25 protein-coding genes and 4 tRNA genes are annotated in these 23490 nt (G+C 68.0%); 15 read left to right on the top strand and 14 right to left on the bottom strand.

The window, feature by feature from the left end; all coding sequences use genetic code 11:
- Positions 1-7: 7 nt before the first annotated feature.
- The 4 genes from ruvB to ACLFA2_RS18830 are packed head-to-tail and all read right to left on the bottom strand — an operon-like array spanning position 8 to position 3047.
- The gene (gene ruvB, locus ACLFA2_RS18815) at positions 8-1033 is read right to left on the bottom strand and encodes a Holliday junction branch migration DNA helicase RuvB (RefSeq protein WP_426621797.1); all 1026 of its coding nucleotides are present in this window, start codon (positions 1031-1033) and stop codon (positions 8-10) included.
- Entirely contained in the window at positions 1026-1646 is a 621-nt protein-coding gene (ruvA, locus tag ACLFA2_RS18820; RefSeq protein ID WP_029259270.1) for a Holliday junction branch migration protein RuvA, read from the bottom strand. The genes ruvB and ruvA overlap by 8 nt, the downstream gene beginning before the upstream one ends.
- A gap of 9 nt (positions 1647-1655) precedes the next feature.
- Positions 1656-2240 carry a crossover junction endodeoxyribonuclease RuvC gene (ruvC, locus tag ACLFA2_RS18825; RefSeq protein WP_426621798.1) on the bottom strand — a complete coding sequence of 195 codons (585 nt, stop codon included), beginning with the start codon at positions 2238-2240 and terminating at the stop codon, positions 1656-1658.
- A gap of 45 nt (positions 2241-2285) precedes the next feature.
- Entirely contained in the window at positions 2286-3047 is a 762-nt protein-coding gene (locus ACLFA2_RS18830; protein ID WP_021200641.1) for a YebC/PmpR family DNA-binding transcriptional regulator, read from the bottom strand.
- Positions 3048-3133: 86 nt separating this feature from the next.
- On the opposite strand from ACLFA2_RS18830, the gene ACLFA2_RS18835 reads away from it, so the two are divergent.
- Together ACLFA2_RS18835 and ACLFA2_RS18840 are read left to right on the top strand one after the other, a co-directional pair.
- Entirely contained in the window at positions 3134-3844 is a 711-nt protein-coding gene (locus tag ACLFA2_RS18835) for an alpha/beta hydrolase-fold protein (RefSeq protein WP_426621799.1), read from the top strand.
- Positions 3841-4764 (top strand): aminoglycoside phosphotransferase family protein, encoded by a 924-nt coding sequence (locus tag ACLFA2_RS18840; RefSeq protein ID WP_426621800.1) that lies wholly within the window; start codon positions 3841-3843, stop codon positions 4762-4764. The genes ACLFA2_RS18835 and ACLFA2_RS18840 overlap by 4 nt, the downstream gene beginning before the upstream one ends.
- Here the strand turns inward: ACLFA2_RS18840 and pdxT are convergent, their stop codons facing one another.
- Together pdxT and pdxS are read right to left on the bottom strand one after the other, a co-directional pair.
- Positions 4765-5385, bottom strand: coding sequence for a pyridoxal 5'-phosphate synthase glutaminase subunit PdxT (gene pdxT / locus ACLFA2_RS18845; protein ID WP_426621801.1), 621 nt, complete (start codon positions 5383-5385; stop codon positions 4765-4767).
- Positions 5375-6268 (bottom strand): pyridoxal 5'-phosphate synthase lyase subunit PdxS, encoded by an 894-nt coding sequence (pdxS, locus tag ACLFA2_RS18850; protein ID WP_021200645.1) that lies wholly within the window; start codon positions 6266-6268, stop codon positions 5375-5377. The genes pdxT and pdxS overlap by 11 nt, the downstream gene beginning before the upstream one ends.
- 90 nt (positions 6269-6358) lie before the next feature.
- On the opposite strand from pdxS, the gene ACLFA2_RS18855 reads away from it, so the two are divergent.
- Together ACLFA2_RS18855 and pdxY are read left to right on the top strand one after the other, a co-directional pair.
- Entirely contained in the window at positions 6359-7666 is a 1308-nt protein-coding gene (locus ACLFA2_RS18855; protein ID WP_401064483.1) for an aminotransferase class I/II-fold pyridoxal phosphate-dependent enzyme, read from the top strand.
- 46 nt (positions 7667-7712) lie between these two features.
- Entirely contained in the window at positions 7713-8564 is an 852-nt protein-coding gene (pdxY, locus tag ACLFA2_RS18860) for a pyridoxal kinase PdxY (protein WP_426621802.1), read from the top strand.
- 81 nt (positions 8565-8645) lie between these two features.
- Here the strand turns inward: pdxY and ACLFA2_RS18865 are convergent, their stop codons facing one another.
- Together ACLFA2_RS18865 and thrS are read right to left on the bottom strand one after the other, a co-directional pair.
- Positions 8646-9200, bottom strand: a complete 555-nt coding sequence (locus tag ACLFA2_RS18865; protein ID WP_426621803.1) for an HIT family protein — start codon at positions 9198-9200, stop codon at positions 8646-8648.
- Complete coding sequence (thrS, locus tag ACLFA2_RS18870) at positions 9197-11122, bottom strand: threonine--tRNA ligase (RefSeq protein ID WP_231494447.1); 1926 nt, start codon at positions 11120-11122, stop codon at positions 9197-9199. The genes ACLFA2_RS18865 and thrS overlap by 4 nt, the downstream gene beginning before the upstream one ends.
- A gap of 181 nt (positions 11123-11303) precedes the next feature.
- On the opposite strand from thrS, the gene ACLFA2_RS18875 reads away from it, so the two are divergent.
- The 6 genes from ACLFA2_RS18875 (at position 11304) to ACLFA2_RS18900 (ending at position 16284) form a co-directional block, all read left to right on the top strand.
- Positions 11304-11717 (top strand): DoxX family protein, encoded by a 414-nt coding sequence (locus ACLFA2_RS18875; protein ID WP_021200650.1) that lies wholly within the window; start codon positions 11304-11306, stop codon positions 11715-11717.
- Between the two features lie 34 nt (positions 11718-11751).
- Positions 11752-13104, top strand: a complete 1353-nt coding sequence (locus ACLFA2_RS18880) for a cryptochrome/photolyase family protein (protein ID WP_426621804.1) — start codon at positions 11752-11754, stop codon at positions 13102-13104.
- A gap of 64 nt (positions 13105-13168) precedes the next feature.
- Positions 13169-13774 (top strand): hypothetical protein, encoded by a 606-nt coding sequence (locus ACLFA2_RS18885; RefSeq protein WP_021200652.1) that lies wholly within the window; start codon positions 13169-13171, stop codon positions 13772-13774.
- 121 nt (positions 13775-13895) lie between these two features.
- Positions 13896-14513, top strand: a complete 618-nt coding sequence (locus tag ACLFA2_RS18890) for a copper resistance CopC family protein (RefSeq protein ID WP_426621805.1) — start codon at positions 13896-13898, stop codon at positions 14511-14513.
- Between the two features lie 11 nt (positions 14514-14524).
- Positions 14525-15058 (top strand): copper chaperone PCu(A)C, encoded by a 534-nt coding sequence (locus ACLFA2_RS18895; RefSeq protein WP_031207674.1) that lies wholly within the window; start codon positions 14525-14527, stop codon positions 15056-15058.
- Positions 15058-16284, top strand: a complete 1227-nt coding sequence (locus ACLFA2_RS18900; RefSeq protein WP_426621806.1) for a Dyp-type peroxidase — start codon at positions 15058-15060, stop codon at positions 16282-16284. The genes ACLFA2_RS18895 and ACLFA2_RS18900 overlap by 1 nt, the downstream gene beginning before the upstream one ends.
- A gap of 164 nt (positions 16285-16448) precedes the next feature.
- Here ACLFA2_RS18900 and ACLFA2_RS18905 read toward each other — a convergent pair.
- The 3 genes from ACLFA2_RS18905 to ACLFA2_RS18915 form a co-directional block, all read right to left on the bottom strand.
- Positions 16449-16520 (bottom strand) — tRNA-Val (locus ACLFA2_RS18905).
- 26 nt (positions 16521-16546) lie between these two features.
- Positions 16547-16617: transfer RNA gene (locus ACLFA2_RS18910), tRNA-Cys, on the bottom strand.
- 54 nt (positions 16618-16671) lie between these two features.
- Positions 16672-16744: transfer RNA gene (locus ACLFA2_RS18915), tRNA-Gly, on the bottom strand.
- 151 nt (positions 16745-16895) lie between these two features.
- On the opposite strand from ACLFA2_RS18915, the gene ACLFA2_RS18920 reads away from it, so the two are divergent.
- The 3 genes from ACLFA2_RS18920 (at position 16896) to ACLFA2_RS18930 (ending at position 19212) form a co-directional block, all read left to right on the top strand.
- A tRNA-Val gene (locus ACLFA2_RS18920) sits at positions 16896-16971 on the top strand.
- 463 nt (positions 16972-17434) lie between these two features.
- The gene (locus tag ACLFA2_RS18925) at positions 17435-19081 is read left to right on the top strand and encodes a sodium:solute symporter family protein (RefSeq protein ID WP_426622488.1); all 1647 of its coding nucleotides are present in this window, start codon (positions 17435-17437) and stop codon (positions 19079-19081) included.
- Entirely contained in the window at positions 19081-19212 is a 132-nt protein-coding gene (locus tag ACLFA2_RS18930; RefSeq protein ID WP_426621807.1) for a putative transporter small subunit, read from the top strand. Before ACLFA2_RS18925 ends, ACLFA2_RS18930 begins: the two co-directional genes overlap by 1 nt.
- 141 nt (positions 19213-19353) lie before the next feature.
- Here the strand turns inward: ACLFA2_RS18930 and ACLFA2_RS18935 are convergent, their stop codons facing one another.
- Positions 19354-20496, bottom strand: coding sequence for a PQQ-dependent sugar dehydrogenase (locus ACLFA2_RS18935; RefSeq protein WP_426621808.1), 1143 nt, complete (start codon positions 20494-20496; stop codon positions 19354-19356).
- 90 nt (positions 20497-20586) lie between these two features.
- Here ACLFA2_RS18935 and ACLFA2_RS18940 point away from each other — a divergent pair, with 90 nt between their 5' ends.
- On the top strand, positions 20587-21024 hold the full coding sequence (locus ACLFA2_RS18940) for a GIY-YIG nuclease family protein (protein ID WP_029265328.1): 438 nt from the start codon (positions 20587-20589) through the stop codon (positions 21022-21024).
- A gap of 75 nt (positions 21025-21099) precedes the next feature.
- Here the strand turns inward: ACLFA2_RS18940 and ACLFA2_RS18945 are convergent, their stop codons facing one another.
- Positions 21100-21486, bottom strand: a complete 387-nt coding sequence (locus ACLFA2_RS18945; protein ID WP_021200660.1) for an SPW repeat domain-containing protein — start codon at positions 21484-21486, stop codon at positions 21100-21102.
- A gap of 277 nt (positions 21487-21763) precedes the next feature.
- Here ACLFA2_RS18945 and ACLFA2_RS18950 point away from each other — a divergent pair, with 277 nt between their 5' ends.
- Positions 21764-22921, top strand: coding sequence for a DUF1611 domain-containing protein (locus ACLFA2_RS18950; RefSeq protein WP_205810393.1), 1158 nt, complete (start codon positions 21764-21766; stop codon positions 22919-22921).
- On the opposite strand, the gene ACLFA2_RS18955 is transcribed toward ACLFA2_RS18950, so the two are convergent.
- Positions 22887-23471 carry a type II toxin-antitoxin system PemK/MazF family toxin gene (locus tag ACLFA2_RS18955; protein WP_021200662.1) on the bottom strand — a complete coding sequence of 195 codons (585 nt, stop codon included), beginning with the start codon at positions 23469-23471 and terminating at the stop codon, positions 22887-22889. The two genes, ACLFA2_RS18950 and ACLFA2_RS18955, sit on opposite strands and share 35 nt — an antisense overlap.
- Positions 23472-23490 lie beyond the last annotated feature (19 nt).

Below are 23490 nucleotides of genomic sequence, written 5' to 3' on the forward strand. Positions count from 1 at the left end.
TCAGTGATTATAGGTCATCCAACTTAAGCATCCCGTCCGGATGCGGGACGCCCAGATGCGAGTACGCCTCGGGCATAGCCACGCGGCCCCGAGGAGTGCGCCCGAGGAAGCCGATCCGCACGAGATACGGCTCCACCACGCTCTCCACGGTCTCCGCCTCCTCGCCGACGGCCACCGCGAGCGTGCTGAGCCCGACCGGGCCGCCACGGAACCGCCGGACGAGCGCTTCCAGGACCGCGCGGTCCAGGCGGTCCAGACCGATCGGGTCGACGTCGTACAGCTCCAGAGCCGCGCGCACCTCGCGGATCGTGGCCACTCCCCCCGTGTGCACCAGGGCGTAGTCGCGCACGCGGCGGAGCAGGCGGTTCGCGATGCGTGGTGTGCCCCGCGAACGCCGGGCGATCTCGGAGAGCGAGTCGGTCGGCAGATCCACACCGAGGACCGCAGCCGACCGGGCGATCACCTGCTCCAGCTCCGACTCCTCGTAGAACTCGAGGTGCCCGGTGAATCCGAAGCGGTCGCGGAGCGGGTTGGGCAGCAGCCCGGAGCGCGTCGTCGCGCCGACCAGGGTGAACGGCGAGAGCTCGAGCGGGATACTCGTGGCCCCCGCGCCCTTTCCCACCATGATGTCGATGCGGTAATCCTCCATCGCGAGGTAGAGCATCTCTTCTGCGGAGCGCGCCATGCGGTGGATCTCATCGATGAAGAGGACCTCGCCGGGGACCAGGCTCGACAGCAGGGCGGCGAGGTCACCGGCATGCTGGATCGCCGGGCCGCTCGAGAGACGCAGCGGACGCTCGCTCTCGTGCGCCACGATCATCGCGAGCGTCGTCTTGCCGAGTCCCGGGGGGCCCGCCAGGAGGATGTGATCAGCGGGACGGCTCTGGATGCGGGCCGCTTCCAGGAGCAGCTGCAGCTGACCGCGGACCTTCTGCTGTCCGACGAACTCCCCCAGGCTCGTCGGGCGCAGGGCGCCCTCGATCGCGAGTTCGCTCTCGTCGGACGGCTCACTGGCGTCGAACGGATCAGACACGCGCCTGGCCTCCCTGAGCCGGCCCGAGAAGGGCGAGAGTGCGTCGGAGCAGCGCGGCGACCGATGCACTCTCCGCCTCGGTAGCCTCTGCCGCGGTCTGGGCTGCGGCTTCCGCGGCCACCTTCTCCGACCAGCCGAGGCCGACGAGCGCTGCGGCCACCTGCGTCACGACGTCCGTGCCTCCCGTGGCGGCCGGCCTCGACGGCGCGGCGAAGGCCTGCACCTTGCCGGCGAGCTGCAGCACGATGAGCTTGGCGGTCTTGGGACCGATCCCGGACACCCGCCGGAACGGGGCGTCGTCTTCGGCCGTGACGGCTTCGGCGATCTGATCACCCGTGAGGTGCGAGAGCACACCGAGCGCCGACTTCGGACCGACACCGGTCACACCGATCAGCAGACCGAAGATCTCCAGCTCACCCCGGTCGGCGAAGCCGAACAGCGACAGCGAGTCCTCGCGGACGATGAGACTGGTGTGCAGCAGGAGCTTCTCCCCCACCACGGCCGTGTGCGCCACATCAGTGGGGACGGCGACGGCGAATCCGACTCCGCCCACGTCGATGACGACCTGATCGGATGTCGCGTGCAGGACGACACCGTGCAGAGAGGAGATCATTCTCTCAGCCTACGGCGTCGCTCGTAGGTATGTTCGACCGACACGCTTCTCGGCATCGGCCCAGGCCTGTTGCGCCGGAGTCAGCGCTCCCTGGCCGGGGGATGCAGCGCCTCCGCGTCGCCAGGCGTGGCACAGGGCGATCGCCAGGGCGTCGGCCGCGTCGGCCGGCTGCGGGAGCGCGTCCAGCCGCAGGATGCGGGCGATCATCGTCTGCACCTGCCGCTTGTCCGCCGCGCCGTATCCGGTGACGGCCGCCTTCACCTCGCTGGGGGTGTGCGTCGCCGCGGGGAGCCCGGACTCGGAGGCGATCAGCAGCGCGACGCCGCTGGCCTGCGCCGTGCCCATCACCGAGTGCGTGTTCTGCTGAGCGAACACACGCTCGACGGCCACCGCATCCGGGCGATGCTCGGCAATCACGGCACGGATCCCGGCGGCGACGATCGCGAGGCGATCGCCGGGCTCGGCATCCGGGGACGAGCGGATCACCCCCACGTGCACCAGCGTTCCTCGACGCGAGGTGTCGACGTCGACGACGCCGACACCGCACCGGGTGAGCCCGGGGTCGATGCCGAGCACGCGCAGAGAGGAGGTCACTTCCCCAGGCTAGGCCGCGGCACCGACATGGACCGTCCGGCGCGCCTACGCCTCGTCGTTCTCCAGCTCGGCCTGCACCTCGGGGGTGAGGTCGAAGTTCGTGAACACGTTCTGCACGTCTTCGCTGTCTTCCAGAGCGTCGATCAGACGGAAGATCTTGCGAGCAGTGTCGGCGTCGATCTCGACCTTGAGGTTCGGAACGAACTCGACGTCGGCGGATTCGTAGTCGATACCCGCCTCCTGGAGCGCGGTGCGCACGGCCACCAGGTCGGTGGCTTCGGTGATGACCTCGAAACCCTCGGCATGCGGCTCGATCTCCTCGGCGCCGGCCTCGAGTGCCGCCATCATGACGTCATCCTCGGTGGTGCCCTCGGAGCCGACGACGATGACGCCCTTGCGGCTGAAGTTGTAGGCGACGCTGCCCGGGTCCGCCAGCGTGCCGCCGTTGCGGCTGAGAGCCGTGCGCACCTCTGCGGCCGCGCGGTTCTTGTTGTCGGTCAGACACTCGATCATGAGAGCGACACCGTTGGGTCCGTAGCCTTCATACATGATCGAGAGGTACTCGACGGCCTCGCCGCCGATGCCCGCACCGCGCTTCACCGCGCGGTCGATGTTGTCCTTGGGGACGGAGGTCTTCTTGGCCTTCTGCACCGCGTCGAAGAGCGTCGGGTTGCCCGCAAGGTCGGGCCCGCCGAGCTTCGCGGCGACCTCGATGTTCTTGATGAGCTTGGCCCAGGACTTCGCGCGCCTGGAGTCGATGATGGCCTTCTTGTGCTTCGTGGTCGCCCACTTGGAATGCCCGGACATAAGTCTCCGCTCGTCGTATCCGCGTGAGCTCGCACTCAGCGCGTCGTCCAGTCTAACGAACCGCGCAAGTGGAGCAGGATGGATGCATGCGCCGATCGCGACACATCACCCCTGCATCCCATTCGTCGGACGTGCATGACGGCGAGCCGTCACCGGCCGACTCCTTGCGGTATCTGGTGCATCTGCCGAACGACTACGAAACGGATCCGGACAGGCTCTGGCCCCTCGTGCTGTTCCTGCACGGTGCGGGCGAACGAGGATCCGACGTCGATCTCGCCGCGGTGCACGGGCCGCCGAGGCTGGCAGATGCCGGCCACGAGTTCCCCTTCATCCTCGTCACACCGCAGTGCCCCGAATCGAGTCAGTGGGTCGCCGAGCTCACGACGTTGTTCGTGCTGCTCGACGAGGTCGCCGCGGCGCACCGCATCGATCCCGCCCGCGTAGCCGTGACCGGACTCAGCATGGGCGGGTTCGGGACCTGGAGCCTCGCCGTGCGCTACCCCGATCGGTTCGCGGCGATCGCCCCGATCTGCGGAGGACTGTGGATGCAGAGCGCTGCCCCTATCCGCGCCCTGCCCACGTGGGCGTTCCACGGCGACGCCGACGACGTCGTGCCGATCTCCGCGACGGAGCAGATCGTGGCGGAGCTCAGATCGCTCGACGCCGACGTGCGGTTCACGCGCTATGCGGGCGTCGGTCACGATTCCTGGACCGAGACGTACGCGAACCCCGAGCTCTACAGCTGGCTGCTCTCCCACCGGCAGAACGATCACGACACGGAGCGGGCGGCACCATGAAACCGGGAGCGGACCGCCTCCGACCCGCCTGGAGTGCCCTCCCCGCTTCGCTGCGCACGCAGATCGTCGGTGTGATCGGTGGCGACTTCGTGGGGGACGAACCCGCTCATGGCGGCTTCAGCGCGTCCTATGCGGGCGTCGTGACGACCACCGCCGGTCACGCTTTCGTCAAGGCCTGCGGCGCAGACTGGCACGCGGACTCTCTGCACTTCCTTCGCGAGGAGTTGCGCACGCTCGCACATCTGCCGCCATCTGTCGCCCCGCGTCTCCGTGGCGCCATCGACGACGCCGTCGGTACCGCGCTCGTGATCGAGGCCATCGACGGACGCCATCCCGGCCGACCCTGGACGACCGAGGACCTGCATTCCGTGGCACGGGCCCTCCGCACCCTGTCGACCACCCCCGCGCCATCGGCGATGCCCCGCGCGGAGGACGGCATGATCCCGGGTTTCACACGATGGCGCGAGATCGCAGCGGATCCACCGCTCCTGGAGGCGCTCCCCCACGGCCTGTCCAGCCGCGTGCGCGCGCTCCTCTCGATGGAGGACTGCTTCCAGGACGCGCTGCACGGCGACGTCATCGTGCACGACGACGTGCGATCCGACAACATCCTGATCAGCGACGGGCGCGCCCATCTCCTGGACTGGCCACACGCGCGACGAGGTGCCGCGTGGATCGATCTCCCCTGTCTGCTCCCGAGCGTCGAGGCGTCCGGGGGGCCGTCCTGCGAAGAGGCCTGGGCCATCTTCGCAGAGCACGGCGCGCCACCTCAGGCTGCACTGCTCCCCGTCATCTCGGCGTTCGCGTCGTTCCTCTGGTATCAACAGGCGCAGCCCGACATCCCTCAGCTTCCGGGCCTCCGCGAGTTTCAGCGTGCACAGGCGGATCCGGCTCTGCGCTGGCTCGCCACACTGATCTGATCACACCTGCGGCGGTGCCGTCACTCGTCGACGTGCTTCCACCCGTGCGAGGAAGCGCTGGTGAAAGCGCCTCTCCCCCGTGATCTCGGGGTGGAAGCTCAGCCCGAGCAGATTTCCCTGCTCCACCGCGACCACGCGGCCGTCGTCCAGCTCAGCCAGCACCTCTGCACCCGGGCCGACCGATTCGACCACGGGACCGCGGATGAATGCCGCGGAAACGGGTTCGCCCTCGAAGGCGGGAACATCGAGCACAGCCTCGAACGACTCGACCTGACGGCCGAAGGCGTTCCGGCGCACGACGACGTCGAGTCCGCCGAATGACTCCTGGCCGTCGATCGCGTCGACGATGTCATCGGCGAGCATGATCAGTCCCGCGCATGTTCCCAACACCGGCATCCCCGCCGCGATCGCGTGACGGATCGGCTGCTGCATGCCGAAGATGCGGGAGAGCTTGTCGATCACGCTCGACTCGCCGCCCGGGATCACGAGTCCATCGACGGAGGAGAGCTCATCGGGTCGACGGACCAGGACCGCATCGGCACCCAACTGCGCGAGCAGGGCGGCGTGCTCTCGCACGTCGCCTTGCAGCGCGAGGACGCCGACGCGGGTCTTACCAGCCACGCTCGGCGAGGCGGTGCGGGGCCGGGAGATCGCTGACGTTGATGCCGACCATGGCCTCGCCCAGTCCGCGCGAGACCTCGGCGATGACCTTGGCGTCGTCGAAGAAGGTCGTCGCCTTGACGATCGCCTTCGCGCGCTCAGCCGGGTTGCCCGACTTGAAGATGCCCGATCCGACGAACACGCCGTCGGCACCGAGCTGCATCATCATCGCGGCATCCGCCGGGGTCGCGACCCCGCCGGCGACGAACAGCACGACGGGGAGCTTGCCCGTCTCGGCGATCTCCGCCACGAGCTCGTACGGCGCCTGCAGCTCCTTCGCGGCGACGAAGAGCTCGTCCTTGGGCAGCGCCGTGAGCGCGGCGATCTCGCCGCGGATCTTGCGGATGTGCTTCATCGCCTCGGAGACGTCGCCGGTGCCGGCCTCGCCCTTGGAGCGGATCATCGCCGCCCCCTCGTTGATGCGACGCAATGCCTCGCCGAGGTTGGTCGCTCCGCACACGAACGGAACCGTGAAGCCGTACTTGTCGATGTGGTTCACGTAGTCGGCCGGCGAGAGCACCTCGGACTCGTCGATGTAGTCGACACCGAGCTCCTGCAGCACCTGCGCCTCGACGAAGTGACCGATGCGCGCCTTCGCCATCACGGGGATGGAGACCGCATCGATGATGCTGTCGATCATGTCGGGGTCGCTCATGCGGGAGACCCCACCCTGCGCGCGGATGTCGGCCGGGACGCGCTCGAGCGCCATCACGGCGACCGCGCCGGCGTCTTCGGCGATCTTCGCCTGCTCTGCCGTGACGACATCCATGATGACGCCGCCCTTGAGCATCTCGGCGAGGCCGCGCTTGACGCGCGCGGATCCGGTGGTTGTCTGCTCTGCCATGGGGAACTCCTGTCGGATGCACCGAAGTCGGTTTTGATCTAGATCAAACATAGCACTGTCCGATTCGACCTAGAATCGCTGAGGAGGACCATGAGCGACCAGATCACAGGCACCACCGCATCGGACATCGCCGACAGCGTGCGTTCCCTGCGCGACCGCGGAATCCTCCAGGCCGGTGCGGTGCTCCCCCCGGTGCGGGAGCTGGCTGCCACCCTCGGCGTCAATCGGAATACTGCCGTCGCCGCCTATCGACAGCTCGCGCAGGCGGGCCTCGTGATCTCCCGTGGGCGCGCCGGAACCGTCGTCGCCGGGATCGAGGCCGTGGCTCAGGAGGGCTATGCCCCCGACACCGTGCTCCGCGACATCGGCACGGGAAACCCCGATCCGCGCCTCATCCCCGACCCGGCGCCGGCGCTCATGACCATCGCGTCCCGTCCCGTCCTCTACGGCGAGCCCGTGATCGACCGCGGTCTCGAAGAGTGGTCCCGGGACTGGATCTCGACCGACCTCGACGACGTCGACTTCCGCATCACCGTGACCAGCGGCGCCGTCGACGCTGTCGAGAGGCTGCTCGCCCAGGCGCTCATGCGTGACGACGCGGTCGCTCTGGAAGACCCGTGCTTCCTGGCGAGCATCCACACCGTGCGCCTGGGCGGATACCGGGCCGTCCCCGTGCCTGTCGATGCCGAGGGGATGACGGTCGACGGCCTGCGTTCCGCGCTGGAGGCCGGCGTCCGCGCCATCATCTGCACCCCGCGCGCTCAGAATCCGACCGGCGCGAGCCTCACCGCATCGCGTGCCGCCGACCTTCGTGCCGTGCTCGCCGACCACCCGTACGTGCTGATCATCGAGGACGACCATTTCTCGATGCTGTCGCAGCGCCCCTACGAGTCCCTCATCGGCCCCGACCACCGCCGTTTCGCCCTCGTGCGCTCGGTGTCGAAGTTCCTGGGACCGGACATGTGCCTCGCCATCGCCGCCACCGATCCGGAGACCGCGGAACGCCTCGCGATGCGGCTGAGCCCCGGCACCACCTGGGTGAGCCATCTCCTTCAGCGACTCGCCCTCACGCAGTTGACCGACGATGCGGTGATGGCCGAGGTCGCCGCCGCCGCCGCGCACTACGCGCAGCGCAACGCGGCGTTCGCCGCGCGACTGCGTGAGAGCGGCGTCGATGCGACGGTGTCCGACGGCATGAGCCTGTGGATCGAGTTCCCCCGGCCCGCGCGGACCGTCGCCGACCGGCTCATGCGCCGCGGTTGGCTCGCCCGCACCGGAGACGACTTCGCGCTCGATGAGAAGGCCGGGCCGTCGCATCACCTGCGCCTGACGGTGCACGACCTCTCGGACGACGAGGCCGAATCACTGGTCGCAGACCTCGTCGCCGCCGGGCGATGACCATCCGTCGCGGGCACGGGCCCGCCCTGAACGAAGGAGTCGGAGAATGAAGATCCTCTCCATCCAGTCAGCCGTGGCCTTCGGACACGTGGGGAACTCCGCCGCCGTGTTCCCTCTGCAGCGCATCGGCGTCGAAGTTCTCCCGGTCTACACCGTGAACTTCTCGAATCACACCGGCTACGGCGCCTGGCGCGGACCGATGATCGCTCCCGACGATGTGCGCGAGGTCATCACGGGCATCGAGGAACGCGGCGTCTTCGGCCAGATCGACGCCGTCCTCAGCGGCTACCAGGGCGGAGAGGGCATCGGCGACGTGATCATCGACGCCGTCGCGCGCGTCAAGTCCGCGAACCCGAACGCCGTGTACGCCTGCGACCCGGTCATGGGCAACGCGAAGTCGGGTTGCTTCGTGGCGCCGGCCATCCCGGTGCTGCTGCGCGAGCGCGTCGTTCCGGTCGCCGACATCATCACGCCGAACCAGTTCGAGCTCGGCTTCCTCACCGACACCGAGCCCGACACGCTCGAGTCCACGCTCGCCTCGGTCGATCTCGCGCACGCGATGGGTCCGCGCACCGTGCTCGTGACGAGTGTTGAGCGCCCCGACCGCGAAGAGGGCACGATCGAGATGCTCGCCGCCGACGGGAAGGGCGCCTGGCTCGTGCAGACCCCGCACCTGCCGATGAAGGCGAACGGCTCAGGAGACGTGACCGCGGCACTGTTCACCGCCCACTACGTCGAGACGGGCAGCGCGAGGATCGCGCTCGAGCGCACGGCATCGAGCGTGTACGACCTGCTCAAGGCCACGCTCGAATCCGGTGAGCGCGAGCTGCAGCTCGTCGAGGCACAGGAGTTCTACGCGAACCCGCAGATGCAGTTCACCGCCCGCCAGGTGCGCTGAGGCCCGTACTCGCTCTCGCCGCTCCCCCGCTCGACGGATGCCCGCCGGACGGGTGGGCGTTGAGGGACGAAGCCGTCGGCCTCAGTGGTCGGATTCTGGCCAGGCCGCTGCCACGGCCTCGCGCACCTCTCCGAGGAGCTGGGGAAGCGCCTTGGTCTTCGCGATGATCGGGAAGAAGTTCGCGTCCGACGTCCAACGCGGCACCACATGCTGGTGCAGGTGGGCGTCGACGCCGGCGCCGGCGACCGCGCCCTGGTTCATGCCCAGGTTGAAGCCGTCGCATCGGGACACCTCACGGAGAACCCGCATGGCCGTCTGCGTCAGCGCTCCGATCTCGGCGACCTCTTCCGGCGTCGCCTGGTCGTAGGTGCCGATGTGGCGGTACGGGCAGACCAGGAGATGTCCCGAGTTGTAGGGGAAGAGGTTCAGCAGCACGTAGGCCGTCTCGCCCCGGGCGACGACCAACCGCTCGGCATCCGGGAACTTCGGGGCCTCGCAGAACGGGCACTCCTCGCGCAGCGGCTCCGGCCCCGCCTGGATGTACGCCATCCGGTGCGGGGTCCACAGCCGCTGGAACTCGTCCGGTACGCCGGCGAGGCGACCGGCGTCCTCCAGCAGCTGCTCCCCTTCGGTCACGCCAGATCCCCTGCCTTCAGCACGAGCGCGTGCGAAGCGATGGCGGCGTTGATCCGGCGCACGGCGTCCGCGACCGGGACGCCGTTCTCCTGCGTGCCGTCGCGGAAACGGAACGACACCGTACCCGCGGCACGATCCTGCTCACCGACGATGAGGATGACGGGCACCTTCGCCGTCGTGTGGGTGCGGATCTTCTTCTGCATGCGGTCATCCGAGTGGTCGACGTCGGCCCGGACGCCCGCAGCGCGCAACTGCCCGATGACGTCGTCCAGGTAGTCGCCGTACTGCTCGGCGACCGGGACGCCGACCACCTGGCTGGGTGCGAGCCAGAGCGGGAAGTCGCCGGCATAGTGCTCGAGGAGGATCGCGAAGAAGCGCTCGACGGAGCCGAGGAGCGCGCGGTGGATCATCACCGGCCGGTGCTTCTGCCCGTCGGGTCCGGTGTACTCCAGCTCGAAGCGCTCCGGCTGGTTGAAGTCGAGCTGGATGGTCGACATCTGCCAGGTGCGCCCGATCGCGTCACGTGCCTGTACGGAGATCTTCGGTCCGTAGAAGGCCGCGCCGCCGGGGTCGGCGACCAATTCGAGGCCGGACTCGATCGCGACCTCACGCAGCGTGTCGATCGCCGTCGACCACTGCTCCGGCTCGCCGAGGAACTTCGGGTTCCCCTCCTCGTTCGTCGACAGCTCGAGGTAGAAGTCATTGAGGCCGTAGTCGCGGAGCAGGTCGAGGACGAGGTTCAGGTTGGTGGTGAGTTCTTCCTTGACCTGGTCCTGCGCGACGTAGATATGGGCGTCGTCCTGCGTCAGACCGCGCACTCGGGTCAGTCCCGACAGCGTGCCGCTCTTCTCGTAGCGGTAGACCGTCCCGAACTCGGCCAGGCGCAGCGGCAGCTCACGATAGGAGCGCCCGCGCGAGCGGAAGACGAGGTTGTGGAACGGGCAGTTCATCGGCTTCAGGTAGTAGTCCTGACCCTGGCGGGTGATGTTCCCCTCCTCGTCGACGATCTCGTCGAGGTGCATAGGCGGGAACATGCCGTCGGCATAGGTCTGCAGGTGACCCGACGTCATGAAGAGGTCCTTCTTCGTGATGTGCGGGCTGTTCACGAGGTCGTACCCGTTGCGCAGCAGGTGCTTGCGCAGGTTCTCCTCGATCTCGTAGCGGATGATGCCGCCCTTGGGATGGAACACCGCGAGTCCCGAGCCGATCTCGTCGGGGAAGGAGAACAGGTCCATCTCCGCACCGAGCTTGCGGTGGTCGCGGCGCTCCGCCTCGGCGATGCGCTCCTGATAGGCACGCAGCTCGTCCTTGGTCGGCCATGCCGTGCCGTAGATGCGCTGCAGCTGCGGGTTCTTCTCGCTGCCGCGCCAATACGCGGCGGCGATGCGCGTCAGGTCCCAACCGTTACCGATCATGCGCGTGTTGGGCAGGTGCGGGCCGCGGCAGAGGTCCTTCCAGACGACCTCGCCATCACGGGTGGTGTTGTCGTAGATCGTCAGCTCGCCTTCGCCGACCTCGACGGAGGCGCCCTCTGCGGCTTCCTTCCCGCCCTTCAGACCGATGAGCTCGAGCTTGAACGGCTCGTCCGCGAGCTCGGCCCTGGCCTCGTCGTCGGTCACGACACGGCGGACGAAGCGCTGTCCCTCGCGGACGATGCGCTGCATCTCCTTGGAGATCGCCTTGATGTCCTCCGGCGTGAACGGGGTCTCGACCCCGAAGTCGTAGTAGAAGCCGTCGGTGACGGGCGGGCCGATGCCGAGGTTCGCCTGCGGGTTGATGCGCTGCACCGCCTGCGCCAGCACATGGGCTGCCGAGTGACGGAGGATGTTCAGCCCGTCCGCACTGTCGATCGTGACCGCTTCGACCACATCGGTGTCGGTCACGGTCGTGGCGAGATCCTTGAGGTCGCCGTTGACGCGCATCGCGACGACGTTTCGGTCAGTGAACAGGGCGAAGCCGTCATTCGGCCGGGCGTTTTCAGGCACAGAAACTCTCCATCTGGGTCGATACCCAGGTTACTCGCATGACCCGGTCCTCCTGACCGTCCTCGTCCGCGCCGCACGACGTCCACGCCGCCTCGCGAGCATCACGTAACGTGAACGGATGGACAGAGCAGTCGCACGATGGATCCTCGCGATCGCGCTCGGCGCGATCGGGGTCGGCCACTTCCTCAGCACCCGCGGATTCCGGGTGGTGGTGCCGGACTGGGCGACCCGCCTGACCAAGCTGGACAAGGACACGATCGTGATCGCCTCCGGTGCCACGGAGGTCGCTCTCGCCACCGGCCTGCTCACGCTGCCGAAAGAGCGGCGCCGCATCGGCTGGGCGACCGCCGCGTTCTTCGTCGCCGTGCTGCCGGGGAACATCCACCAGTGGCGCACGAAGCGCTCGACCCCGGGACTCGACACGGATGCTCGCCGATTCGGCAGGCTCTTCCTGCAGCCGCTTCTCGTTCTGTGGGCGCTGTGGGCGACCGGAGACGAGAACCCGCGCCGCCGCGACCGCCGTCGTCGTTGAACGACCGAGCCCGACCTCCAGGAGAATTGTCCCCATGACGTCCCCCTCCATCGTCTGGTTCCGCGATGATCTCCGACTCGCCGACAACCCTGCGCTGCGGGCCGCGATCGAACGAGGCGAAGCGGTCATCGCGCTGTATGTGCTCGACGAGGAGTCACCGGGCATCCGTGCGCTCGGTGGCGCTGCGCGCTGGTGGCTGCACCACTCTCTGGCGTCGCTGGACGAGCGGCTCCGCGAGCGCGGTGGCGCACTCGTGCTCCGTCGCGGCCCGGCCGAGCGCATCGTGCGTGAGATGGTGACGGAAGTCGGAGCGGGTGCCGTCTATTGGAATCGCCGTTACGGAGGTGCCGAGCGCGCGATCGACTCCGCGCTGAAGGCGTCCCTCCGGGCCGAGGGACTCGAGGTCGCCTCCTTCGCCGGCTCTCTGCTGCACGAGCCGTGGACGGTCACGACGGGCAGCGGCACGCACTACTCCGTCTTCACTCCCTTCTGGCGGGCGTGCCTCGCGCTCCCCGCGCCCCGCGCTCCGCTCCCGGAGCCGCGAACGGTCGAGGGCCCGCAACGCACTCCGGCAACCGAGGCCCTCGAGGACTGGAGCCTGCTGCCCACCGCCCCCGACTGGGCCGACGGCCTGCGCGAGATCTGGGAGCCCGGTGAACCCGCCGCGCGACGGCGTCTACGCCATTTTCTCGACGAAGACCTGGGGCACTACGACCGCGCACGCGATGAACCCGCTTCCGGTGCCACGTCGCGGTTGTCACCGCACCTCCGCTGGGGCGAGATCAGCCCGTTCACGGTCTGGCACGAGGCGGTGGGTGTCGACGGTGCGGGAGGTTTCCTCTCCGAACTGGGCTGGCGCGAGTTCGCCTGGCACACGTTGTACCACTCCCCCGATCTCGCCTCGGAGAACCTGCGACCGGAGTTCGACGCCTTCCCCTGGCCGCCGCTGGACCCCACCCACCTCGATGCCTGGCAGCACGGTGAGACCGGCGTGCCTCTGGTCGACGCCGGCATGCGAGAGCTCTGGCACACCGGCTACATGCACAACCGGGTGCGGATGGTCGTGGCTTCCTTCCTCGTGAAGAACCTGCTCATCGACTGGCGCCGGGGTGAAGAGTGGTTCTGGGACACGCTCGTCGACGCCGATGAAGCCAGCAATCCCTTCAATTGGCAGTGGGTCGCCGGATCCGGCGCCGACGCCGCTCCGTACTTCCGTGTGTTCAACCCCGAACTCCAGGCGAAGAAGTTCGACCCCCAGAACCTCTACATCTCGCGCTGGGCCGCAGACGCCCCCGCCGAGCCGATCGTCGACCTGGGTGACACACGCAAGGCGGCACTCGCCGCGTACGACGTCGTCAAGCGCACCCCACGCACTCGCCGCGAGTGACCGGAGGGCCTGTCACCTGATGGCCGGAGAAGGACGCGCGCGCCGTCCGTGCCAGACTGGAGCCGTGACCGAGTCCAGGAAGCCAGCCGTCATCCGCGGCTTCGCTGCCTCGTCGCTGGCGATCTTCGTCGCACTCGCGGGGCACGTGTCGGGTGGCGGGCAGATGCCCGGTGCGCTCGGCATCGTCGTGCCGTGGGTGTTCTCGTTCATGATCTGCGTGCTGCTCGCCGGCCGCTCACTGTCGCTCATCCGCCTGACGCTCTCGGTCGCGGTGAGCCAGTTCCTGTTCCACACCCTCTTCGTGCTCGGAACCGTCACCCCCTCCGGTGTCTCCGTCCCGCACGTGCACGGTGCGCCTCTCGTGATCCCCGCGACGCCCGGCCTCCCGGAGGCTGTCACCGCCGACGCATCGATGTGGCTGGGCCACGCGCTCGCGGCGCTGCTAACAGTGTCCGCGCTGTATCGAGGCGAGCGGTTGATCATCGCCGCACGCAACCTCGCCGTGCAGCTGGGGCGATGGCTGCGCCGCCGGGTCGATCACGTGCTGGTCCTCCCGGCTCTCCGCCTCCCGCGCGCTCTCCGCGGCATCTTCGACGTCGCACGCACGGGCGATCTCGTTCTCCTCGCGACCCTCAGAGGCCGCGCTCCTCCCCTCTCCGCAGCGATCTGATCCGCGCCCTGGGCTTTCACCGGTCCTGTGGTGCGTCACCTCCGTGCGCCGTTCCTCGCGCACGGGTTCTGAACGCATGCATGCACGTCGCTCACGCGACGTCTGATGAGAGGCCATTCCCATGTCCCCTGTCCGCAGAATTGCGGCCGGGCTGGCGTTGGCGACGGTCGCGACCCTCGCGATCGCCACGCCCGCGTCCGCCCACGACCAATTGATCACCAGCTCCCCGGCCGCCGACGAGCAGTTGGCTGTCGCGCCGGAGAGCATCACGATGACCTTCTCCGGTGAACTCCTGGTGCTCGACGAGTCACTGACCGGGGCTGTCGTCCTGGTCGTCGACGCCTCGGGGAAGGACTGGGTCTCCGGTGACGTCACGGTCGCCGGCCGCACGGTGACAGCCCCGCTCGAGCCGGGCATGCCTACCGCCGGCTACCAGGTGCGGTGGCAGGTCGTGTCGGAAGACGGCCATCCGATCGCCGGCGTCGTCCCGTTCACCGTGGGCGATGCCGAGCCGATGGCAGCCCCCGCATCCGGCGGCGCGGCGGAGACCCCGGCGGCATCCGCAGAACAGCCGGATCAGAACGCAGCAGATTCCAGCGGCATCGTCAGGGTGCTGCTCATCGGCGCAGGCGGGGCGGCAGCAGCCGTCCTCGTCCTCGTCCTCATCCGATTCCTCCGCCGTCCTCGGACGGCAGCCGCTCCGCCGGAAGACGGCGGCTCCGCGGCAGATGACCTGTGAAAGGCACCACTGTGAACACCAGCAAGAATCTTCCCCGCCTCGCGGCCGTGATCGCGGTCTCCCTCCTCGCTCTCACCGGGTGCACCCCGGAGAGCTCCCCGACCGAATCCGCATCCCGCCCCGCGGGTGACGCCGTCACGATCGAGGATGCGTGGGTGAAGTCCGCGGAAGAGGGCATGTCCGCCGGTTTCGGCACCCTCGTCAACAGCGGTGACGACGACGTGACCGTCGTCTCCGTCACATCCGAGGCGTCGGACATGCTCGAGCTGCACGAGACGGTCGAGAACGAGGCCGGTGAGATGGTGATGCGCGAGAAGGACGGCGGGTTCGTCATTCCCGCCGGCGGGAAGCTCGCCCTGGAGCCGGGAGGCAACCACATCATGATGATGGACCTGACCGGTCCTCTCACGGCAGGCAGCGACGTCACCTTCACCCTCACGTTCTCCGACGACTCCACGTATGAGTTCACCGCTCCCGTCAAGGACTACTCCGGCGCGAACGAGAACTACGAGGGCGGCGAAGAGCAAGACGGCTCGGGGCAGTGATGTCGGCGCCCGCCGAGGGCGCCCGCTCCCGCCGCGCCGGGTCGACCCGGCGACAGTTCCTCCTCGGAGGAGCCGTCGCCGGCGTCGGCGCGGTCGCGGCCGTCGGAGTGGATCTCGCCCTGAACAGTCAGGAGAACGGTGCGAAGCCGGTCTCCACGCCGATGAACGGTGAGCAGACCGTTCCGTTCTTCGGCACCCACCAAGCCGGTGTCGACACCGCGGCGCAAGCCCACGGTGTCTTCCTCGGGCTCGATCTCCGCGAGGATGTGGACCGCGACGGGCTCACTCGCCTGATGCGGATCCTGACGGACGACGCAGCTCGTCTGACGCAGGGGCTCCCCGCCCTCGCCGATTCCGAGCCGGAGCTCGCGCTCTCGCCGGCGCGGCTCACGATCACCTTCGGCTTCGGACCCGGTCTCGTCGCGCGCGCCGCGAGCTCCGGCCCTGCGTGGCTCGCACCGCTCCCGGCTTTCGGGGTGGATCAACTGCGACCGGAATTCTCGGATGGAGACCTGCTGTTGCAGATCGCCGGGGACGATCCGTTGACGGTTGCCCACGCGACACGGATGCTCCTGAAGGACGCCCGCGGCTTCGCGAGCATCCGATGGACGCAGCAGGGGTTCCGCCGCGCCTACGGCACGGAACGCCCCGGGACGACGATGCGCAACCTCTTCGGACAGGTGGACGGCACGACCAACCCCGAACCGGGCACACCGGACTTCGACGAGGTCGTGTGGAGTGCGGACGGCTGGCTGGCAGGCGGCACCGGCATGGTGATCCGCCGCATCCGCATGGACCTCGACAAGTGGGACCGCCTGGACCGCGGCGGCCGCGATGCCTCTGTGGGGCGAACACTCGCCAACGGGGCACCGTTGACGGGGACGGACGAGTTCGACGAACCCGATTTCGAGGCGACGACGTCGATAGGGTTCCCCGTGATCCCGCAGTTCGCACATATCCGGCGGGCCCGCGGCGACGGGGAGGAGCGCATCTTCCGGCGCGCGTACAACTACGACGAGCGTCCGATCGGCGCCGAGGTCTCCGAGTCGGGGCTGATCTTCGTCTCGTTCCAAGCCGACGTCGAGCGACAGTTCATCCCGATGCAGCGCCGGCTCGACGAGCTCGACCTGCTGAACGAGTGGACCGTGCCGATCGGCTCCGCCGTGTTCGCGATCCCGCCGGGATGCGCGGAAGACGGATTCATCGGCGACACGCTTCTGACGTGATCGGCTGCGGGCGTGCCCGGGCCCATCCGGGCACGCCCGCAGCGGCGGGCGGCACTCCCCCGACGAGGAACGGCCTGCTTCGGAAACCGGTGGGCGCGACATCCTCGGAGTACGAGAGTCTTTCGAGACACGAAAAAACCCCCGGAGATCCGGGGGTTTCAGTGTGCGCGATACTGGGATCGAACCAGTGACCTCTTCCGTGTCAGGGAAGCGCGCTACCGCTGCGCCAATCGCGCCCGTTGGGGCTTTTCAGTTTTCCGTGAGGTGGCGACGGGATTCGAACCCGTGTAAACGGCTTTGCAGGCCGGTGCCTAGCCGCTCGGCCACGCCACCGTGTGGATTGACCCCACGTGCGGCAGACCTTCCGAAGAAGCCCTACTGCACTCGAGCGGATGACGAGACTCGAACTCGCGACCCCAACCTTGGCAAGGTTGTGCGCTACCAACTGCGCTACATCCGCATTTCGTTCCCGGTTGTCCCGGGCACTCATGAAACATTAGCCGAAGATCCGCACTCCGCCAAACCGGCAGCGAATCTCGCGCGTGTCTCGCCGAGTGGTCCGCGAGGCCTCCGAGCGTCCGGTAGTATCGGTTGACGTACCCCACGGGTATGGGCGATTGGCGCAGTTGGTAGCGCGCTTCCTTCACACGGAAGAGGTCATCGGTTCGAGTCCGGTATCGCCCACCACATCGCCCCCGGTTCTCCCGGGGGCTTTTTCGTCCCCTGCCCGCTCCCCCGGCGGCGTTCCTGGGAACTTGCTATGGTCGAGAGACGCTCTCACCCCCTGAGCGATGGTCGTGGCTCCGCCGCGATCTCACGCGTCAGACGCCGACCGGCGACCACGCGATCACCGAATCCCGTTCGAGGATGCACCGCTGTTCGGTGCGCCCGGAAACGGACGTCCTCGAAAGGAGCCGCACCCCGGGCTACTCGTCTGTGTGCTGTGATGCGCCTCAGTGGTCCAGGTTCGTTCTCGCCATGCCGACCCTTCTCCACTCCCCGCAGAACCCTCAACACCAGACGACGCATTACTCCCCCACTTAGCGGGACTCCTTCTCCATCGACAGGCGGCATCGCCGCACCAAGACGAGAAAGCGAGTACCCGGTGGAAGACTTCCACACACTGTCAGGACCGGTCGTGATCCTGCTCATGCTGCTGTTCTTCGGCGGCAGCCTCTACATGTCCATCCGCATCTCCCGCAGAAAGGAGAACGCCGACGGATACATGACCGGTGGCGGCAAGATCGGGTTCGGCATCTCCGCCGCCTCGATGACCGCTACCTGGATCTGGGCATCCTCGATGTACGCCTCCGCGACATCCGGATACACCTACGGCATCTCCGGCCCCATTCACTACGGCCTCTGGGGTGCACTGATGATCCTCCTCATCTATCCGTTCGGGCGCCGCATCCGCACGGTCGCACCCCACGCGCACACCATCGCCGAGGTCATGTTCGCCCGCCACGGACGTTCGAGTCAGCTCATGCTCGCCGGCTCCAATGTGCTCGGCAGCCTGATCAGCCTCACGTCGAATCTGATCGCCGGAGGCGCGCTCGTCTCGATGCTGTCGCCGTTCACCTTCACACAGGGCATCGTCGCGATCGCGATCGGCGTGCTCGCCTACACGCTGTGGTCGGGCTTCAGGGCGTCGGTGCTCACCGACTTTGCGCAGGTCATCGCCATGCTGGGGGCCGTCGCGATCATCGTTCCGGTGATCTTCTTCACCGCGGGTGGCCCCGAGCTGTTCGTCACCGGCGCAGCGAATCTCACCCCGCAGCAGGGCGACTTCTTCTCTTCCGACGCGTTCTTCAACCAGGGCGCTCCCTACATCGCCGCGGTGCTCGCCTACGCGATCGGCAACCAGACCATCGCGCAGCGACTGTTCGCCGTGCGAGAGGACCTGATCAAGAAGACATTCGTCACCGCGACATTCGGGTACGGCGCGTCTATCATCGGGATCGGCATGCTGGGAGTGCTCGCCCTGTACGCAGGGATCCAGCCGATGGACGGCGACGTCAACAATCTGATCCCGCAGATGGCCTCGACATACCTGCCCCCGCTGCTGATCTGCGTGTTCTTCGTCATGATCATCGGCTCGTTGTCGTCGACCGCGGATGCCGACATGACGGCTCTCTCGTCGATCATGATGGCCGACATCTACGGGCAGAACATCGCGGGCAAGAAGAACGCCAATCCGAAGACGATGCTGCTCATCGGCAGACTCACCATGATCGGCGCAACCGCCGCGGCACTCGGCTTCGCATCGATGCAGTTCAACATCCTCGACCTCCTGGTGTTCGTCGGTGCACTGTGGGGAGCGCTCGTGTTCCCGGTCATCGCGAGCTTCTACTGGGACCGCGTGACGAACGCCGCGTTCAGCATCGCCGTGATCGCCGCGCTCGCCGCGTTCCTGCCCGTGCGTTTCGAGTGGATCTCCCTGTCGGGGGGCTGGGGTCTCGCGAGTGACGTCCTCTCCGTCGTCGGGATCGGGGTGGTCCTGGCCCTGATGTCGTTCGGCTTCTTCGGTCTGCGGGTGGCGCTTGTGGTCGGGACGCTGGCCACGCTGGTGTCGGCGCCGTTCGCGATCGGCTTCCTGCACCAGTACCCGGTGTTGTCGGGGTCGCTGGTCGCATACGCGGTGAGCACGTTGGTCTGCGTCGCCCTCACGATGACGAACCGGACGCGGAGATTCGACTTCGACCTGATCAAGGAGCGCACCGGCAGCTTCGACACCGGGGATATCACACGAAGCGCCGATGTGAAGGGCGACGCCACGCTCGCCGGGAAGGACGCCTGATGGAGACCATTCTGTTGACCACGTACGTACTGGTGTGGCCGATCATCGTCGTCGGGGTGCTCACCGTCGTGATTCGGGCTTTCGTGAAGGACGCCAAGGAGGCGAAACGCGAAGGGCGCGACATCATCTGATCATCGATGGCTCCGCACAGATGTCGACAAGGCGTGTGCGGAGCCATCGGCGCACTGCCCCCGCGCCTGCACCTCTCCCGCTCGGACGAAGCGGATTGCCCCGATGCCGCCCGTCGTCGCGCGTCGCCGCCCTCCGTGGCCCTACTCGATCGGAATACGCAGGACCCGGTCGTCGCGCTCGCGGGGATCGCCCCGCCCGTCCGTGTTGTTCGTGAGAACCCAGAGTGCCCCGTCTGGCGCGACCACGACGTCGCGAAGCCTCCCGAGCGATTCGACGAAGTATTCCCCGGCGGTGCGCACGTCGGAGAGCGGCACCTCCCTGAGCCGCTCTCCGCGGAGATTCGCGATGAAGATCGATCCCGATGCGATCGTGATGCCGCTCGGACTCGCGGTGTCCGGCGACCACTGCTGGACCGGATCGACGAACCCTTCATGATCGGCGATCCCCTCGACCGTCGGCCACCCGTAATTCCCACCGGCCTCGATCACGTTCAGTTCGTCCCAGGTGTCCTGGCCGAACTCGCTCGCGTAGAGCGTGCCCTCGTCGTCCCACGCCAGGCCCTGAGGATTGCGGTGGCCCAGGCTGTAGACGGGTGATCCCGGGAAGGGGTTGTCCTCCGGCACGTCCCCGTCCGGTGTGATGCGGAGGATCTTCCCGGCCAGCGAGTCCCGATCCTGAGCCCCCTCACGGTCGCCCGCGTCGCCGACCGTCACGTAGAGCATGTCGTCGGGGCCGAACGCGATGCGTCCGCCGTTGTGATTCCCGGCGGCGGGGATCCCGGAGAGGATCGTCTCGGATTCGCCGAGCTCGAACGAACCCGGCGCCCCCGACAACGCGAAGCGCTGCACCCTGTTCTCGCCGACAGCCGTCGAGTACGCGTACAGCCAATCGTCCCGCAGCGCGATACCGAGCAGTCCCCCCTCTCCTCGAGGCGCGACGCCGTCGATCATCCCGAGCTCGCGAAGCCTCCCGTCGCCGGAAACCTCGACGATGCGGGCGGTGTCCCGTTCGCTGATCAGCGCCGTGCTCCCGAAGAAGGCGATGGACCATGGGGCCTCCAGTCCAGCCGCGACCGTGGACGCGCGCCCCGGAACGATGCTTCCCGATCCGGCGGACGGCGAGGGTGCGAGCGGCGCGGGAGAGGACGAGGCGGGGGACGTAGGAGCGCACGCGGCGAGAGCGATCGCGATGAGAGCAGTCGAGACGAGAGCGCCCGCCCCGCGAGCGACCGCGGCGACACGCGGATCGACCGGCGTCCTCTGCGCCCTCCGCGTCGTCGTCATCGCCGATCCCTTCGTCCTCCGTTCGAGAGTAGGCGAGCGGCGCGCACCGCAGAAGAGGCAGGTGTCCGAGGGGGCGCGTAGCCTGCCACGGTGTCGAAGGAACAAGCTCTCCCGGGCCCGTGCACCCTCTGCGGAGGAACGCGCGGTGCCCGGGGTGACGACTCCTGGCGCTGCGCCTCCTGCGGATGGCGCTACGGGGACGTCCCCGACGCCGATCTCCCGCTCCCCCGAATCGACGTCGTCTACTACATCCGTTTCGACCGTCGGGTGAAGATCGGCACGAGCCGACGACCGCGACAACGGCTGGCGAGCATCCGACACGACGAGCTCCTCGCCTTCGAGCCGGGCGGACGCCCGGTCGAGCAGCAGCGACACCGCGAGTTCGCCTCGGACCGCGAAGGCGGAGAGTGGTTCACGTTGACGGACGATCTGCGGACGCACGTCGACGCCCTCCGCCGCGAGGGTGAGCCGTGGCTGCTCTACGGGCGATGGCTGAGCAACGCGCTCCGCGGTCTCGATGCCTCGTGACCTGCGCCAGGACGTGACGGTGCCGGGCGACTGCTTCGGGAAGTCCAGTCGCCCGGCACCGCGTCTCTGCGGGGATCAGGCCGTGGCCGCATGCCCCCTGGTGGTCGCCGGCTGCGGCTGCGAGAACAGCACCACGACGATCACGGCGACGCCGACGACGACGTGCGGGAGCCAGACGTTCAGCGCCTCGCCCGCGAACCCGAAGATCCACGGCGAGAGGGCGAGGAAGAGGCTGGCGACGATGTCGAACACCAGGTGGACGGGCATCGGGATGAAACCGAAGGGGCCCCATTCGTACTTCGTGAAGAGGCTGTACACGATCAGCCCGACACCGAGGACGATCGGGATGATGACCGCTGCTCCGCCCACGTTCGCGAAGCCGAACAGCCAGGGAGCGGCGATCAACGCGACGCCGACGATGTAGTCGAGAATTCCGTGGACCTTGGTGGGGATGAAACGCATGATTCCTCCTTGTGTGGCGCCGCTTCCGCGACTCACCACTGGTTCGAAGCCCGCCACGGATCGGATTGCCTCCCCGCCTCGGAGGACGATCGACCTGCGGGCCGGGGAGCTCGACTCGAGTCTCTCGACGGCGCACTCGCGGCCCGGTCCCAGGCAGCCCTGCTACGTTGAGCATGCCGGTATCTCGCCGGCATCAGGGAAGACTTCTCGTCGACCAACGGGCCTCCTGGGTCATTTCGTTCTCCGTCGCCTCCTCTGTGTGAGCCCGAGGAGCATCATGCCCACCCCGTCAGTCCCCTCTTTTCTCGACCCTGCGCACGCCTGGGCGGCGCCCATCGCCCTCCCCGTCGGCACCACGGCCATCGTGTATTGCGAGGGCCAGTTCGGCGAGCAGGACGGCAAGACCGCGAACGGTCTGGTCCGACACTCGGAGAAGTACGAGATCCTCAGCGTCATCGACAGCACCCACGCGGGTGCGGACGCCGGGGTGCTCCTGGACGGTCTCGCGAACGACATCCCGATCCTCGACGGACTCCCGACGGCGATCGCTCATGCAGGTCACGTGCCGGACTACCTGATCTGCGGTGTCGCACCGGCTGATGGGCTGCTCTCCGCCGACCAGCGCACCGTGCTGCTGGACGGCATCGCCCGCGGGATGCACATCATCAACGGCCTGCACGAGTTCCTCACCGACGATGCCGAGTTCGTCGCGGCTGCCCTTCTCGCCCAGGTCACGATCACCGATATCCGTCGCCCCCGGGACAAGAAGGATCTCCATCTGTTCTCCGGCCGCATCTTCGACGTGACCTGTCCGCGGATCACCATCCTCGGGACCGACGGCGCGATCGGCAAGCGCACCACCGCGACGATCCTCGTGAAGGCCCTCAACGATCGTGGCGTCCACGCCGTGATGGTCGGCACCGGACAGACCACGATCATCCAGGGCGGCCGCTACGGCGTCGCGCTCGACGCCCTCGTGCCCCAGTTCTGCTCGGGTGAGGTCGAGAACCAGGTGGTCGCGGCGTTCGAAGGCGAAGACCCGGACGTCATCATCGTGGAGGGCCAGGGCGCGCTCAGCCACCCCGCATACATCACCTCGGCGCACATCCTCCGCGGCAGTCAGCCTGCGGGGGTCATCGTGCAGCACGCCCCGGGCCGGACGGTCCTGGGCGATTTCCCGATGGTCGCGATGCCGACGGTCACGAGTGAGATCGCCCTGATCGAGGCTTTCGCCGACACGAAGGTCATCGGCGTCACAGTGAACCATGAGAACCTCACGGCGGAGCAGCTCGCCGCCGCCATCGACGAGATCGAGCTCGACACCGGACTCCCCGCCACCGACCCGCTGACCCGACCGCTGGCGGAGCTCGTGGAGATGGTGCTGCAGGCGTTTCCGACGCTCAGCCCGCGACGGACCACCCGTAGCGCCGCGTGAGAGCCGCTCCGACCCGGTCATAGCGCCCCCGATCGAGAACGGCGGCCTCTCGCCGCAACCCGCGCTCGTGCACGCTGTACAGCTGCTCGACATCCACCCAGGACTCTCGACCCTGAGAGTCCCAGTCGCCCGTACCGATCGACAGATAGTCGCGGTCACCGTCATGGGGCTTGCTCGTCATCCGCACCGCGTACACGCGCTCTGCGGACTCCCGTCCGATGACGAGCACGGGACGATCCTTCCCGCGACCGTCGTTCTCCTCGTAGGGAACCCAGGTCCAGACGATCTCTCCCGCGTCCGGTGCGCCGTCCCGCTGCGGTGCATAACCGACCTGCAGGTGCGTGATCCGATCCGGATCGATGCGGACGGTGTCGGTGCCGCGCGCCCGTCCCGGGTCGGTGCCACCGCCCGCGGGCGTCGGGCGCTCCTGCGGGGTCCGTAGACGCGCGTCCGGGCGTCTCGGATCTGATGTCCGAGACGCCCGGCCGGAGCCCACTGCCTTGAGCAGGATCTCCGCGAGTGTTGCCAGGATGCCGTTGGTCTTGCTCACACGGTCACCCTAACCGCTG

The organism is Microbacterium sp. As-52 (assembly GCF_049949185.1).
Lineage (GTDB): Bacteria > Actinomycetota > Actinomycetes > Actinomycetales > Microbacteriaceae > Microbacterium > Microbacterium maritypicum_A.